Genomic DNA, 14,622 nt, shown 5'->3' on the forward strand with positions numbered 1-14,622 from the left:
CGCGACGGTCTGCCGGCCGTCGCGGAGCCCGCCGTCAACGACTCAGCGGGCGGAGTGCACCTCGCGGTACCGGTGGAGAGGGGCGGTTCCACCACGGGGAGCCGTCTCTGGAGTAGGGATCTTCGCGATGTGGGTAAATCGGATGCAAAAGACCCTTCCGTGCCCATACCGCTGAGAGGGGGGCGCGCAATGGATCCGTGGCTGATCTGGTTGATCATCGCGGCCGTGCTGGCCGTGGCGGAGATCTTCACCCTGACCGCTGCGCTCGGGATGCTGAGTGCGGCCGCGTTGGTCACGGCGGGCTCCGCCGCGCTCGGACTGCCGCTGCCGTTCCAGTTCTTGGTCTTCACAGCCGTGGCGACAGTCACCTTGCTGTTCGTGCGCCCCTTCGCGCTGCGCCACGTCCTCCAGCCCCAGGCGGCACGGTTCGGCGTGGACGCCCTGGTCGGCCGGGCTGCCTACGTCGTCTCCGAGGTGACGGGCCTGGGCGGCAGGGTCCGTATCGACGGTGAGGAGTGGACGGCCCGCGCCTTCGACGAGACGCTGGTGATTCCTGCAGGAAAGACCGTCGACGTCATAGAGATCAGTGGCGCCACCGCGATCGTCTACCCACGGGACTGAGAATCATGGAAACCTCCGCGTTCTTGATCGCCGGCCTGCTCGTCGCACTGTTCGCGGTCTTCACCGTGGTGCGGGCGGTCCGTATCGTTCCCCAGGCCCGTGCTCGCAACGTCGAGCGACTCGGCCGCTACCACCGGACCCTGAATCCCGGCCTCAATCTCGTCATCCCGTACATCGACCGGGTCCATCCGGTGATCGACCTTCGGGAACAGGTCGTCTCCTTCAAACCGCAGCCGGTCATCACCGAGGACAACCTGGTCGTCGAGATCGACACCGTCCTCTACTTCCAGGTCACCGATCCGCGCGCGGCCTTCTACGAGATCGCGAATTTCCTCCAGGCGGTCGAGCAGTTGACCGTCACCACGCTGCGCAACGTCGTGGGATCCATGGACCTGGAAAAGACCCTCACCTCGCGCGACACCATCAACAGCCAGCTCCGTGGTGTCCTGGACGAGGCCACCGGCAAGTGGGGGCTGAGGGTCAACCGGGTGGAGATCAAGGCCATCGACCCCCCGCAGTCCATCAAGGACGCGATGCAGAAGCAGATGCGAGCCGAGCGGGACAAGCGGGCCGCGATCCTCGGGGCCGAGGGGCAACGCCAGTCACAGATCCTCACCGCCGAAGGCGACAAGCAGGCCGCCGTCCTGCGCGCGGAGGGCAACCGTACCGCCGCGATCCTCCAGGCCGAGGGCCAGTCCCGGGCCATCGACGAGGTGTTCCAGGCAGTGCACCGCAACGACCCCGACCCCAAGCTGCTCGCCTGGCAGTACCTCCAGACGCTGCCCCAACTGGCGCAGGGGGCGGGCAGCACGTTCTGGGTGATCCCCAGTGAGGTCACCTCCGCACTCCAGGGTGTGTCCCGCGCCTTCAGCGAGGCGCTGCCCCCGTCGCCGGCCACCCGCGAGAAGCCCACCGACGACATGGATGCCCAGGCCGCCGACGACGCCGCACAGGCGGCGAAAGCCGCTGCCGCGGCCCTCGCCGACGCAGCCAAGGTCGATCGCGTCAGCCCCGAATCCCTCCCGTCCCAGCCTCCTGCCTGATGCGGGGACGTGACGCAGGGCATGACGCAGGGCAAGTGCGGTCCGGAGCCTCGGCCCGACCGGGGGTCGGCCAGGGAGTCACGACATGCTGCTCTCCGCGCCGATCAGGTCCGTGACGGCCCGAATGCCGCCTTCGGCGAGAGCGGCGCGCTGTCTGTCCGCTCCGGTCCCGTTCTGGAGCAGCCGGTGGACCAAGGCCGTCACCTGCCGGGTCGCGCCGGACGCCTCGAGTGCCGGAGCGACGTACCGCAGGAGCTGGTACAGCACGTCCCCGGCACGGCGCGGCCGGCCGTTCGGGCAGACCAGGGTGTCGCTCAGGCCGTGCCGGGCGGCATGCCACAGAGCGACCTGGAGCAGCTCCGGCGGGGAGTCGGGCATCGGCGCCCCGGCGACCGTCTCCCTGATGGCCGTGTCCACGAGAGCGTGGGTCATGCCCGCGAGCATGACCGCGTCGTCCGCGCGCAGTTGCACGTCCAGGCAGCGCACCTCGACGGTGGGGTACCGGGCCGACAGGCGGGCCTGCCAGTACAACTGCCCGCTGTCCGAGATCACACCGCTCTCCAGCAGTTGAGCCACGCGCCGGTCGTGGTCGGCCACGTCACGGAAGAACGGGGGCACGCCGCTGACCGGCCAGCGGCCGAAGATCACGGTGCGCCAGCTGGCGAAGCCGGTGTCGTGGCCGTCCCAGAGCGGGGAGTTCGCCGACATGGCCGTCAGGGTCGGCAGCCAGACCCGGATCCGGTTCAGGACCTGCACACCGGTCTCCCGGCTGGGCACGGCCACGTGTACGTGCATGCCGTTGACCAGCTGCTCCGCCACCAGCTGGGGAGCCTGCGTGAGCATGGCCCGGTAACGGGCCTGGTCGGTGACGGCCACCGGGTGACGATGGCGCAGCGGGGGCGTTCCGCAGGCCGCGATCCGGCAGCCGTGCGCTTCGGCCGCCGCGCCGATGGCGTGCCGTAGCCGCAGCAGATGTCCCCCTGCCTCCTCCAGCGTTCCGCACACCGGCGTGGCCACCTCGACCTGCGCCTGCAGCAGCTCGCACTGCACCTCCTGGTCGGCCACGAGATGCGCCAGACCCGCGGCGGCCCGCACCTTGTCGGCCAGGGGCACCGGCAACCCGGTAACCGGGTCGAGGAGCAGGTACTCCTCTTCCACACCGATCGTCGTCATCGGTCACCCTCTGTTCTGCCCCGTCGCCGGGGCGGATGGCGTCGGCCGGACGCTGTCGGCTCGACGCTCGCGCGTGCCCCGAGTGCCGCGGCCACGGCATGGCAAACCATGACAAAACGTGATGCTGTGATGACGCGTGGTGCCGGGTGATCGCACCGCGGAGGCGGGCGGGAGGCGTCCGGCTCGGGCGGGGCGGACGCGAGGGGGCAGGCCGCCGGTCGTCCTCAGGATGCCGCGCCACGGCCGTGCGGCCGTACGGCGGTCACGGCCGCGGGTTCGTGCGCTGCCACCGGGGGCGTGCGTCCTGGCCACGGCGCCCGGCGACCGAGGCGCAGCGGGGGCACTGGCGCTGTACCCGGTCCGCCGCACCGCCGGACTCCGGGAAGGTGTCCGGCCAGGTGACGTGGGGGAAGCGGACCAGCCGGGAGCGGCTGAGGGACAGTCCGCACACGGTCTGGTTCAGCCCCGGCTCCCAGGCGTGCACCTCTCCGGAGGGCAGGCGGCGGCGACCCTCCTCCTCGTCGGTCCACTGCCCGGACGCCGCGACGGCGTACTGCTTGACGCGTGCCATGGCGTGCGGCCCTCGATCAGCCGGCAGCGTGGTCGACGCGCAGCCGCACCTGCTCCTCCAGGCGTCGCAGGCTGGTGTCCAGCGCGTCGCGGACCATCGTCTCGCCCGGGTCGTGGCTGTCGTCGAAGAACGACAGGTGCACCGTCACCTCACTGGCCCCGCCGCCGATGCCGGCGACCTGGAGCCAGCCCGTGTAGCTGCCCTGGTCGCGGGTGCCCCATTCGAGCCGCATCTGGTCGCGCTGGGCACGCAGCAAGGCGGAGGTGTCCTCGTCGGTGCGGTCCTCGTGCACGGTGACCGCTGGCAGATCCCCGGCCTCGACGTGCAGGGCCTCCGGCAGCCAGGTGTCCAGCTGGCCGATGTTCGCGGCCTGGTCGAAGACGTGCTCGGGCTGTGCGGGCATCGTGCGTGAACGTTCGTACTCGGTCATCGCGGCACCGGCCTCGCCTCGGGTTCGTTCAGCGCACCGCGTTCCCGGCCTGACCGGCCCTAATCCTCCGGGCTTCGACCAGGGCGACGGCGACTGACCGCCGTGGCGCAGCCGACCAAGACGTCAGAGGAGCAGACGCAGGAGCAGGCGGTCCTCGCCCGGGCCGTAGTAGTCCTTGTGCACCTTCCCCTCCGCGACGAAACCCAGCGAGCCGTACAGCCCGAGAGCCGCCTCGTTCGCCGGGTCGACCGCCAGGCGGGCCTCGCCGGCACCGTCGGCGTGGAGGCGGTGCAGGGCCTCGACCATCAGCTGCCGGCCGAGTCCCTGCCTGCGACGGTCACGGGCGACCCCGAGGCTCAGGATCCAACTGCACCCGTTCACCGGTCGGCTGACGAGGATGTACCCGTGCAGGGCCGACCCGTCCGCGAGCACGAGCAGGTCGTCGCGGTGTGCGTCGAAGAACTGCCGGAGAACCAGATACGAGTAAGGGTTTTTCGGAAAGGCCTCCGTGTCGACGCGCTCCAGTTCAGCCAGGTCTTCGCCCTGGACCGTTCGTATCCGCAGGGACGAGCCGTGGGGCGGAAGGGGCGGCGGCGAGTCGGCGGACCATGAGAAACGATCTCTCGGCAGAGCTGGCATCCGCCCAGCATTGCGTGGCGCGACACGACCGTTCAAGAGAGCGGACGGGCCGTTGTCGTCGGCTGCTGCAATGCGCCCCCCTTGCCACCGCCTGCGGGAAGGATCGAGTGAAGACAGGGTGTCGGGCTCGACCGCGTTGATATCTTGGGGCATGGAATCGAGATCACCAGGATCCCTCCCGCAGTTGAACGCGGACGCGCCCTGGGACCGTTTCGACACACGGGCCTACATCGAGCAGCATTACATGCGGGTTTCCGATGTGGACGCAGAGATCATATCGGTGGTCCGTGACCACTTCGCCGATCATTTCTCCAGGAATCCGGACCGCCCGGCGCGCGGTATCGACGTCGGAGCCGGCGCGAATCTCTACCCGGCGCTCGCGATGCTGCCCTGGTGCGAACAGATCACCCTTCTCGACCGCTCCTGGAACAACTACTGCTACCTCGAAGAACAGCGGCACGCCTACGACCATGAGTGGGATCAGTTCTGGGCCATCCTGAGCCGGCATCAGGCGTACGCCGCCGTCAGGGGCGAACGCAAGGAGAGGTTCCGGGACATCGTCCGGGTCGAGCAGAACGATCTCTTCAATCTGATCGACCGTCAGAGGCATTGGTCGATGGGGACGATGTTCTTCGTGGCCGAATCCCTCTCCACCTCCCATGAGCAGTTCCAGCACGGTGTGGAGTGTTTCCTGCGCGCTCTCGCCCCTGGTGCGCCGTTCGCGGCCGCGTTCATGGAACATTCCCAGGGCTATGAGGTGGGTGGGCAGCGATTCCCTGCCTGTGACGTGAGCGAATCACAGGTGTACGACTGCATGGCGGGTCTCGCGGGAAAACTGGAGACGCATCATCTCGGTCGACCGGATGAAGTGCGCGCGGGCTACACGGGAATGATCGTTGCTTGCGGATTCCGTGATCTGGGTATCTCCTGATTCACCCCGGCCGGGGGAGGAATGATCCGAGGGGGCTGGTGAATGCGGATCAAGCCACGTCGGCGCCTGCTGGACAGCCGGCAGGAACATGATGCCGAACAGCTCCGCCACGCCCGGGAGTTCGTCGACGCCGCGGCGTCCTGGGAGGTGTGACCGTGCTCGTCTTCGCCGCCTCCGACAAGGGGGGCACCGGTCGCTCCGTCACCAGCGCGAACCTCGCCTATCAGCGGGCGCTCTGCGGTGACGACGTGTGCTACGTGGACTTCGACTTCGGCTCGTCGACCTCGGCCGCCGTCTTCGACGTACCGGAAGCGGATCACGGTGTGGCGGAAGGCGGCCTGCACTCCTATCTGGAGGGCGACGGCGGTGAACCGCTGCGTCTCGACGTCTGGCAGCGAACCGAGCATCCGGTGCTGCTCAGCAGGCCGCGCGGCTCCGGCCGCCTCGTTCTGTTACCCGGTGACGCGAACGGCGGGGAGTTCGCCACGGACGAGGAGAACCTGAGCCGGTGTGTCGACCTCCTGCTCAAGCTGAACAGCGAGTTCGCCCTGGTCATCGTGGACCTGAGCGCGGGACGCAGCTACGCGATGGACATGGTGCTGGCAGCGACCGCCCGCCAGGCGATGCGGAACATCCAGGCCCGCTGGCTGGTCTTCCACCGCTGGACCCGCCAGCACGTGACCGCCGCCCACGGTCTGGTCTTCGACCGGCACGGCATCCTGCACACCGGGGAGGACAGGGGACACGACCGCAACGGGCTCAGCGGGGCCATCCGCTTCGTACGCACCGCCGTCCCGGACCTGGAGTCGTTGCTGTGGTCACAGGTGTCCCCCGCACAGGCGGCGTGGATGCGCTGGTGCGACAAGCAACTGGCGAGGCTCGCCGCCCGTCTCGGGGTCGGTGGCGGCAGGGTGCTCGGAACGGTGCCCCTCGAACCCGTCCTCCAGTGGCGCGAGCAACTGGTCACCGAGGAGGACGTGTTCTCCAACCAGATCGCCAACAAGGACACCTTCGAGGCTCTGGAGGAGCTCGCCCGGAGGCTGACCGACGACACCTACTGGGGGCAGCCGTGACGGAAGCCGTATTCCAGGAGACCACCGCGGAACCCCGGACCCAGTCGGTGCCGCTGTCCCATCTCTCGCTGGAGCTCGGGCACTTGTACATGGAGGACTTCGAAGGCGGCCCGGAAGTGCTGCGCCGGCACTTCGAGCGGGTCAGACCCTGGGCGGACGCGGTTCGCGCCGATGCCGCCGCCCGGGCGGGCGGGAAACCCCCGCGGATCAGTACCTGCTTCCTCGTCGACGACTATTTCACCCGCTTCTCCTCGCCCGCCGAAGTCGTACCGTTCCTCATCGCGGAGGCCGAGCGGGTCGGCCTCGTCATCGACTACCTGGCCAGGGAGTCCGGCTGCGCGGTCGCGGACAAGATCCCGCTCGCCGAGTCCGTGGTCGCCCGCCTCGTCGAATCGCCGCCACCCGGCAGCAACGGCCTGCGCCCACCCGTGAGCGAGACGGGCTGGCTCGCCAACGGGCAACGGACCCCCGTGACCCGCACGGCCCAGGCCATGAGGAGAGCCGGAGCCTGGCACCCGCCCCGGGAGACCTCGGCCCGTCGGCACTCCGTCTTCGTGGACGTCGAGCTGTGGAGCGACGACAAGGACGGCCGGCGGGTCTGGTCCTGCCCCCTCCTCGCGGCGGTATGGCAGCTGGCCAGGCTCGGTCTGCTGCGCAACGAGGGCGAGGCCGCCCTCACCCCGCGCCCGGGGAACACGGAGCTGCTGCCGGACGACTGGGACGAGCTGGCGCCGCTGGTCCAGCTCAACGCCTCCGCCGCCGCCTTCAGCGCCTACCGCACCTGCTCGGTGCTGCCGCACCGCTTCCTGCCGGTCGAGCACGCCGTACGGGTCATCCTCGACCAGACCGAGGTGGACGCGGGCGCGCTCGGGCAAGTCGCCGAGCGCTCCGCCCGCGAGGGCGTCACCGTGCCGGACGCCGTGGCGGACCGGGTCTCCTACGCCTTCTACTCGGGGCTGTGACCGTGACGGCCCCGACCGGCACGACGGAGGCGGTACTGGCGTGCGGTGAAGTGCGCACCTGTCTGCTGCCCTCCTTCCAGCCGCTGGACATCCGGGCCGCGGCGCACCTGCTGCGGCTGCGGCCCGACGAACGGGTCCGCACCTCCGAACGCCCGAACCTGTACGCCCTTTCACCCGACACCCTCACCGGTGTGGACTGCCGGCTGCCCACCTCCAACGGCGCGAAGCTGCGTGCGGTCGGGACGATCGCCGCCCGCGCGGCGCTCACCGAGGGCCGGGTTCTGCAGACCACCGCGCACTTCCGGGCCCCGGCCGCCGGGCCGGACCAGCGGCAGCCGTGGGGGCACTATCTCGTGCGCCCCGGGGTCGTGGAGCCGCTCGGCAGGATGCCCGAACGGTCCGTCGCGCAGGGGACGCTGACCGGCGGCCGGCCCGGCGAGCTCGACATCGGCCACATCGCAGACGGCCTGCTCACCCGGATCCTCCGACACCCTCTGCTCGACCAGCAGGTCCCCTTCACCTCACGTCACACCCGGCTGCGCTGGGCGGCGCTGAGAGCTCCGGAGGGCGAAGGCCCTTCGATGGTGCGCTTCGTGCTCGCCGAGGAGGACCTGCGGACCGTGGAACTGCGCGTCCCGGCAACCGTACGGCCGTCCGCCGTCGTGGGCCTCTGCGAGGATCTGGCGCTGCACGACTGGCTCCTGACCACGGTCGTCCGGATGCTCGACGGAAGCCGGCTCGGGTCGCTGGAGGGACCGGCCGCCGTGCTCGCACTGCGCCCGGCCGTCGACCACCTGCTGCACCTGTGGATGCCGAGGGCACGGGTCGACCGGGCCCTCGGCCCCTTGTGGGAGGTGCTCGAACAGCACCCCGGCTTCAGCCGGCAGTGGCAGACGCTGGTCCAGCGGATTCGGGACCAGCTCGCCCTCCAGGCGATTCCACTGCTGCGTGAGGCGCTGGCCTCGCGTTGAGCGGCTCATCCCAGGAACGATCCCGACGGGGGAGAGGCAGGACATGGACGGAGCGCCAGGAGCACCGACCACGGGGACGACAGGGGGCCTGCGCGTCCCCCCGCTCCTGCTGAAGACGCTGGTCACCTTCGTGGTGGCCACCATCGCCTACGTGATCACCAACCTGATCGACCAGGACCAGGGCGAGTTGTGGAAGCTCGCCGTCTCGATCGTCATCGGCGGTGCGGCCCTCATCGTCCAGTACCTGGTGGACTTCGAGAGGCGTCTCGGGCTGGTGCAGTCGGGTCAGGACGAGCAGCGACGCGAGGTCCAGGAGGCGCTGACCACCCATCAGCAGGATCTGAGCCACCTGGTGGAGCTGAGCTTCTCCCGGATCAGCGACGCGACCGAACTCTTCAGCGAGGTGGAGCGTTCGCTGCTGCGCTCCGACGGCGTGGCGCGGCTGGCTCGCGCTGCCACCAAGGTGGGCGCACTGGGCTCCGACATCCTGCGTGACTTCGCGCTGGAGGAGATCAGCCGTCTCGCGGTGCTGATGGAGAACCTCACCGGGATGACCGCCGACTGCCCGGGGGAGAACCACGACTGGCTCATGGACCTCACCACCTGCGCCACCAGGAGCATCGACGCCACCAGCAGCTTCGTCGACAGGGCCTTCTGGCACAGCGACCCGGCCGACCGCTATCTGGCGGCCCAGGACGACGCGATCAAGGAGCGAGGAGTGACGGTCAGGCGCCTGTTCATCGTGGCGCAGGCCGAGGAGATCGTCGAGGAGCTCACCGAGATCTGCGAACGCCAGAGGGACCTGGGCATCGACGCCCGGGTGGTGGCCATGTCGGATCTGCCGCCCAACGCCCCCAGGGAGATACGCGACGTCGTCATCTTCGATGCCGCGCTGTGCTACGAGGTGCACACGGACGTCCTGCACGGGAACGCCCGGACCACGCTGGACGCGCGCAAGTTCCGCCTCGCCGAACAGAAGAAGCGGTTCAACCAGCTCTGGGGGTACACCGAGTGAGCCGCGTGCCGACGAGCTGTGTCCTGGTGGGCACCTCGTGGCTCGGCTGGCGCTGGTGCTTCTTCATCGGCGTGCCCTTCGCCCTGCTCGCCATCGCCCTGCTCCAGCGCACACTGCACCTGCCCACCGTCCGCCGCGAGGCGAAGATCGACTACCTCGGTGCCTTCCTGATCGTCGCGGGTGTCTGCGCGCTGCTGATCTGGGTCACCCTCGCCGGGAACGAGTTCGCCTGGGCGTCGTGGCAGACCGCCGCGCTGACCGGCGGGGGAGTGGCGCTGCTGGTCCTCGCGGTCCTCGTCGAGGCGAAGGTCGCCGAGCCGGTCATTCCGCTCGGCATCTTCCGTAACCGGACCGTGGCGCTGACGACCGTCGCCAGCCTCCTTGTCGGTGTGGCCATGTTCGGCGGCACGGTCTTCCTGTCGCAGTACTTCCAGGCTCCCTGGGCAAGTCCCCGACGATGGCGGGTCTGATGAGCCTGCCGATGATCCTGGGCCTGCTGGTCTCCTCCACCGTCGCGGGCCAGATCATCAGCGCGACCGGCCGGTGGAAGACCTACCTCGTCGTGGTCGTGGAGCACGCCTACGGGGTCGCCACCGCCGAACTCTTCCTCGCGTCGCACCCCGTTCGCGGTGCTCGCGCTGATCGCCGTGCTGTTCATCAAGGAGAAGCCGCTCAAGAACACCAGCGGCATGGAGCAGCTCTCCGAGGAGTGGTCGGACGCCGGAAGGACGGCCCCGGGCGACGGCCCGCTCCCGCGCGTCGGCGCCGACGCCTGACGGAACGCCGGAGTCGTCGGCAGGGGGTACGTGTCCTCTGCCGACGGCTCAGGCCACGGCAGGGTGTGGTGGGAGCGTCGTCGCCTTCGAGGACGTGGCTGAGGGTCCGGGGTCAGACGGGGAGTACGAAGGGAGGGTGCGCGCCGTTGAGGAAGTAATCCCCGACGTCGCGGAGCCGGTGGGCCACGGGTTCGTACAGGGTGTGGGTCCGGGCATTGCGCCAGAAACGGTCGAAGCCCAGCCGTGAGGACGCGGAGCGGGCACCGATGATGTCGAGGGCACGGGCGGTGGACTCCTGCGCGGCCCTGGACGCGGCGGCTTCGGCCATGGCGACGAGGACGGAGATCTCCGCGTACTCGTCGTAGCCGAGTTCGTCACCACGGGACAGCCCGCCGTGCACGGCTTCCCGAGCCTGGTCGGCGAGGGCGGACGCGGAGCGGGTGAGCACGGTGAGTTCCCCGTACACGGTCAGCACCTGCGGGTCCTGAGGTGAGCCGACCGGCCAGTCCGGGTGCCAGAGGGACCGGCCGGTCCTGCTGTACTCACGGGCCTCGGCGAGCACTCCCTCCGCCATGCCGAGACGCAGTTGCACCGAAAGGAGACGCCCGACCGGCGACACCAGAGCGGTCAGCGGGGACAGAACGTCCTCGTCCGCGGCCAGCGAGCCCAGGACGTCGTCGGCGGCGATCCGCACGGCGTCGAACTCCACGCTTCCGCCGGCCGCGAGCCGTTGCCCGAAGGGGTCGGCGTCGCCGTCGATCACCACGCCCGGGAGAGCGGGATCGACCACGACGGCGAGTGGTTCGCCGGTGTCGGCCCGCACCGCCCGCACGGCGAGGCGGTCGGCGACCAGGACGCCGGCGGCAAAGCTCTGCCGGCCGGTCAGCGCATACCCGTGCGCGTCCCTGACAAGGGTCAGAGCCGGTTCCTGGCGCGCCAGGGCACCGCCCCAACACCACTCCTCCGCCGCGGACCGCTGCTCCAGCCGGGCGGCGAGAGCGGGCTCGGTGAAGAACCGGGCGCTCCACGACATGAAGTAGTGACAGGCGAGCAGTTGGCCTATCGCGCCGTCGGCCGCGGCGATCTCCCGGACCACCGCGTACGCCGTGAGCCAGTCCGCGCCGCCGCCCCCGAGCCCGGCCGGTACGAGGAGTGTCAGCAGCCCCGACTCGCGCAGCCGGGACACCTCGTCGAACGGGGGCTTGCCCGCCTGGTCCCTGGCCACGGCGTCCGTGGCCAAGTCGTCCGCGGTCTCGCGGGCCACGCGCAGCCAGTGAGCACTCCCGGGCCCGGTCCGGGCCGACTCCGCGTCGCAGCCGGACGGCGCAGGGGCAACGCCCATGGCAGAGGTCTCCTCAAGTCGATGGCTGAGGCACGCACGTCATCCTCTGCAGCGGTGCCGGGTGCCGTCAATGCTTTCCTAGTAATTCTATAGGGAAAGTAGGGAACGGGCGGAGCGCAGGGAACGGCGATATGTGGCCAATCGCGCTCGCCCCGCCGCGGCCAGCCGTTGCACCGGTGTGGGCGGCAGGGCCCGCGCGGCGCCCCGCGCGTAGTGGCGCTCGACATGGGACTGCCCCACACCGAGCACGGTGGTGACGGCGATGTACCAGAGAGTGGCGACCATCAGCAGCGGGATGACCTGGTAGGTCTGGTTGTAGACCAACTGCGCCGAGTACAGCAGGTCGTGCACCGCCGGCACGCTGACGATGCTCGTGCCCTTCAGGGTGCCGATCAGCATGTTGCCGGCGGTCGGCACGATGGAGCGCATCGCCTGCGGCACGACGATCCGCCGCAGGGTGCGCGCCTTTCCGATGCCCAGGGCCTGGGCGGCCTCCGTCTGCCCCGCGTCCACCGAGAGGATCCCGCCGCGTATCACCTCGGCGGCGTGGCGGCCTCGTGCAGGGTCATGCCGATGACGGCTGTGAGGGCGGGACCGAGCAGGTTCACCGTCTTGACGGTGACGAACTGCGGACCGAACGGGATGCCGAGACCGAGCGTCGGGTAGAGGGCGCCGATGTTGAACCAGAACAGCAGCTGCACCGGCAGGGGAGTGGACCGGAAGATCCACACATAACCCCAACTCAGCGTGCTCAGCACCGGGTTGGCGGAGAGCCGCAGCACGGCCAGCGGAATGCCGAGCAGGAAACCGAGCACCATCACCACCCCGGTCAGCCACAGGGTGAGCAGCAGCCCGTCGAGCACGGCGGCACGGAGTGAGGCCGGACGGCGAGACCAGCAGAAGGCTCTCCAGGGAGGGAAGCACGGCGTGGATACGGGGCCGGAGTCCGGTCAGGGCGTCATCACGCTCGCCACGTCCCTCAACGCGGTGCCCCTGATCGTATGGGGCCGACGCACACAGGTGTCAACCACACCCAGGGCCCCCAACTCCCGTCCGCCATCCGGGCCGTGGTTGACGGAACGTGAGTCGTCCTGCTCAAGTAGTCGCATGAACGCCGAGCAGCGCCTGGTCACCCGTGGCCACATCGACTTCGGTCGGGTGTGGTCCGCGGCGTGTTGCGCCTGACGCGGCAGCGGGCCGTCTGACCGGCCCTTCCCTGCCTCGGTGCCCCCGTCGCGGGCCGAGTCTTCCCTCTGACACACGCTGCCGCCGCCCCACCTCGTCCGGGGCCCGCACCCCGGCGTCATCACACCTGTTCTTCACCCGCATTCCCCTGCCCTGAGGCGCGTCGGACCCGACCGCGCCGAGGGCCGCCCCGCCGTGCCTTCCTGCCCCAGCGCCGAACCCGGCACGGCACCAGAGGACTTGAGGAAAGGCCATACCCATGCCCGTGGAGTTCCTTGGCATCGCCGCCACCAACGACGGTTCCGAAACCACCCAGCGCTCCGGCGCCGCCTTCGACAAGGAGTACACGCTCCGGCTCGCCCGGGCGCACGAGGACCACGGCTGGGACCGGGTGCTGTTCGCCTACGGCTCCGGATCACCCGACCCGGCGCCGGCCGCCGCCCATGTCGCGAGCAGGCTGGACCGTCTCCAGATCCTGCTCGCCCACCGGCCCAACGTCTCGTACCCGACCTTCGCCGCCAAGACCTTCGCGACCCTCGACCAGATCAGCGAGGGCCGCCTGACCGTGCACTTCATCACCGGTGGCAACGACCACGAACAGGGCCGCGAGGGCGACACCCTCGGCAAGGACGACCGCTACACCCGCACCCGCGAGTACATCCGCATCGTCAAGAAGATCTGGACGACGCACGAGCCCTTCGACCACGAGGGCGAGCACTACCGCTTCCACGACTTCGTCAGCGACGTCTTCCCGGTCCAGCAGCCCCGCCCGAACGTGTCGTTCGGCGGCTCGTCGCCCGCCGCGTACGCCGCCGGGGGAGCCGAGGCCGACGTCTACTGCCTCTGGGGAGAGCCGCTGGCGAAGACCGCCGAGCAGATCGAGGCCGTGAAGGCCGCGGCGAAGGCGGCGGGCCGCACCGATGTGCCGCGCATCCAGGTCGCCTTCCGCCCGATCATCGCCCCCACCGAGGAACTGGCCTGGGAGAAGGCCCACCGCACGGTCGGCGCCATCAGGGAGCGGGGCGCGGCCGGGCTCAAGCGGCGCCACCGTACAGGCGCCCCGCAGAACACGGGCTCGCAGCGGCTGATCGCCATCGCCGAGGAGGGCGAGCGCTACGACCGCGCCCTGTGGACCCCGACGGCCGCCGCGACCGGCGGCGCGGGCAACTCCAACGCCCTGGTCGGCACCCCGGAGACGGTCGCCCAGGCCCTGCTCGACTACTACGACCTCGGCGTCGACATCCTCTCCGCCCGCGGCTACGACCTGCTGGGCGACGCCATCGACTTCGGCCGGTACGTGATCCCCGTCGTCCGTGAGGAGGTCGCCAAGCGCGACGCCGAGCGGGCGGCCCGCGGGACACACACCCTCACGGCGGTGAACGGGTGACCTCCGCACCGGAACTGACGTTCATTCACGTCCCCGTCTCCGACCCCCGCGTCGAACCGCTGCTGCGCGAGCTGGGCCACGAGTACTCGAAGCGCTACGGCAAGGACGCGCACGCCGAGATCGCCCGCTACCCCGACGACGAGTTCACCGAACCGCACGGCGGACTGCTCCTGTTGCTGCTGGAGCGGGGCGAGCCCGTCGCGGGCGGCGCCTTCCGCCGGTACGACCTGGCCACGGCCGAGCTGAAGCGGATCTGGACCCACTCCGGCCACCGGCGGCGCGGTCTGGCCCGGCGGGTCGTCGCCGAGCCGGAGCGCGAGGCGGCCCTGCGCGGCTACCGGCGGATCTTCCTCACGACCGGCCCGCGCCAGCCCGAGGCCCGCGCCCTGTATCTGGCCGCCGGCTACACCCCCCTGTTCGACACCGAGGCCGACCCGGAGTCCATCGGCCCGCTGCCGTTCGAGAAACACCTCCGAGAGGGCCGCGACCAGTGAAGACCCGCA

The 14,622-nt window shown here is 70.2% G+C and carries 14 protein-coding genes and 2 pseudogenes; 10 read left to right on the forward strand and 6 right to left on the reverse strand.

The features are described from left to right. Window positions 1-189 precede the first annotated feature (189 nt). Together GTY47_RS29830 and GTY47_RS29835 are read left to right on the forward strand one after the other, a co-directional pair. A complete protein-coding gene (locus tag GTY47_RS29830) occupies window positions 190-621 on the forward strand; it encodes an NfeD family protein (protein WP_010044068.1) in 432 nt (143 codons plus the stop codon). A gap of 5 nt (window positions 622-626) precedes the next feature. Next, the gene (locus GTY47_RS29835; protein WP_010044070.1) at window positions 627-1,664 is read left to right on the forward strand and encodes an SPFH domain-containing protein; all 1,038 of its coding nucleotides are present in this window, start codon (window positions 627-629) and stop codon (window positions 1,662-1,664) included. A gap of 78 nt (window positions 1,665-1,742) precedes the next feature. Here the strand turns inward: GTY47_RS29835 and GTY47_RS29840 are convergent, their stop codons facing one another. The 4 genes from GTY47_RS29840 to GTY47_RS29855 all read right to left on the reverse strand — a co-directional run bounded on the left by GTY47_RS29840 (window position 1,743) and on the right by GTY47_RS29855 (window position 4,477). Further along, window positions 1,743-2,837 carry a glutamate--cysteine ligase gene (locus GTY47_RS29840; RefSeq protein ID WP_010044072.1) on the reverse strand — a complete coding sequence of 365 codons (1,095 nt, stop codon included), beginning with the start codon at window positions 2,835-2,837 and terminating at the stop codon, window positions 1,743-1,745. A gap of 262 nt (window positions 2,838-3,099) precedes the next feature. Beyond that, on the reverse strand, window positions 3,100-3,408 hold the full coding sequence (locus tag GTY47_RS29845; RefSeq protein ID WP_010044074.1) for a hypothetical protein: 309 nt from the start codon (window positions 3,406-3,408) through the stop codon (window positions 3,100-3,102). Between the two features lie 16 nt (window positions 3,409-3,424). Next, window positions 3,425-3,838, reverse strand: a complete 414-nt coding sequence (locus GTY47_RS29850; RefSeq protein ID WP_010044077.1) for an SRPBCC family protein — start codon at window positions 3,836-3,838, stop codon at window positions 3,425-3,427. A 123-nt stretch (window positions 3,839-3,961) separates the two neighbouring features. Next, a complete protein-coding gene (locus GTY47_RS29855; protein WP_010044079.1) occupies window positions 3,962-4,477 on the reverse strand; it encodes an N-acetyltransferase in 516 nt (171 codons plus the stop codon). A gap of 184 nt (window positions 4,478-4,661) precedes the next feature. On the opposite strand from GTY47_RS29855, the gene GTY47_RS29860 reads away from it, so the two are divergent. The 6 genes and pseudogenes from GTY47_RS29860 to GTY47_RS29885 all read left to right on the forward strand — a co-directional run. Next, window positions 4,662-5,408: an SCO2525 family SAM-dependent methyltransferase gene (locus GTY47_RS29860; protein WP_010044081.1), complete on the forward strand. Its 747-nt coding sequence runs from the start codon at window positions 4,662-4,664 to the stop codon at window positions 5,406-5,408. A 155-nt stretch (window positions 5,409-5,563) separates the two neighbouring features. Continuing rightward, a complete protein-coding gene (locus tag GTY47_RS29865) occupies window positions 5,564-6,481 on the forward strand; it encodes an SCO2523 family variant P-loop protein (RefSeq protein ID WP_010044083.1) in 918 nt (305 codons plus the stop codon). Next, complete coding sequence (locus GTY47_RS29870; RefSeq protein WP_010044086.1) at window positions 6,478-7,443, forward strand: SCO2522 family protein; 966 nt, start codon at window positions 6,478-6,480, stop codon at window positions 7,441-7,443. The genes GTY47_RS29865 and GTY47_RS29870 overlap by 4 nt, the downstream gene beginning before the upstream one ends. A gap of 2 nt (window positions 7,444-7,445) precedes the next feature. Beyond that, window positions 7,446-8,414, forward strand: a complete 969-nt coding sequence (locus tag GTY47_RS29875) for an SCO2521 family protein (protein ID WP_029181465.1) — start codon at window positions 7,446-7,448, stop codon at window positions 8,412-8,414. A gap of 43 nt (window positions 8,415-8,457) precedes the next feature. After that, window positions 8,458-9,429 carry a hypothetical protein gene (locus GTY47_RS29880; protein WP_010044090.1) on the forward strand — a complete coding sequence of 324 codons (972 nt, stop codon included), beginning with the start codon at window positions 8,458-8,460 and terminating at the stop codon, window positions 9,427-9,429. A gap of 20 nt (window positions 9,430-9,449) precedes the next feature. Then, window positions 9,450-10,205 (forward strand): annotated as a pseudogene (locus tag GTY47_RS29885) (hypothetical protein); the annotation flags it as partial. A gap of 112 nt (window positions 10,206-10,317) precedes the next feature. On the opposite strand, the gene GTY47_RS29890 reads toward GTY47_RS29885, so the two are convergent. Together GTY47_RS29890 and GTY47_RS29895 are read right to left on the reverse strand one after the other, a co-directional pair. Next, window positions 10,318-11,547 carry an acyl-CoA dehydrogenase family protein gene (locus tag GTY47_RS29890; protein WP_010044093.1) on the reverse strand — a complete coding sequence of 410 codons (1,230 nt, stop codon included), beginning with the start codon at window positions 11,545-11,547 and terminating at the stop codon, window positions 10,318-10,320. Window positions 11,548-11,634: 87 nt separating this feature from the next. Further along, a pseudogene (locus tag GTY47_RS29895) lies at window positions 11,635-12,413 on the reverse strand (amino acid ABC transporter permease); the annotation flags it as partial. A 578-nt stretch (window positions 12,414-12,991) separates the two neighbouring features. On the opposite strand from GTY47_RS29895, the gene GTY47_RS29900 reads away from it, so the two are divergent. Together GTY47_RS29900 and GTY47_RS29905 are read left to right on the forward strand one after the other, a co-directional pair. Next, window positions 12,992-14,119, forward strand: coding sequence for an LLM class flavin-dependent oxidoreductase (locus tag GTY47_RS29900; RefSeq protein WP_010044096.1), 1,128 nt, complete (start codon window positions 12,992-12,994; stop codon window positions 14,117-14,119). Then, window positions 14,116-14,613: a GNAT family N-acetyltransferase gene (locus tag GTY47_RS29905; protein WP_010044098.1), complete on the forward strand. Its 498-nt coding sequence runs from the start codon at window positions 14,116-14,118 to the stop codon at window positions 14,611-14,613. Before GTY47_RS29900 ends, GTY47_RS29905 begins: the two co-directional genes overlap by 4 nt. Window positions 14,614-14,622 lie beyond the last annotated feature (9 nt).

The organism is Streptomyces sp. SID5464, from assembly GCF_009862985.1.
GTDB classification, from domain to species: Bacteria; Actinomycetota; Actinomycetes; order Streptomycetales; family Streptomycetaceae; genus Streptomyces; species Streptomyces chartreusis_D.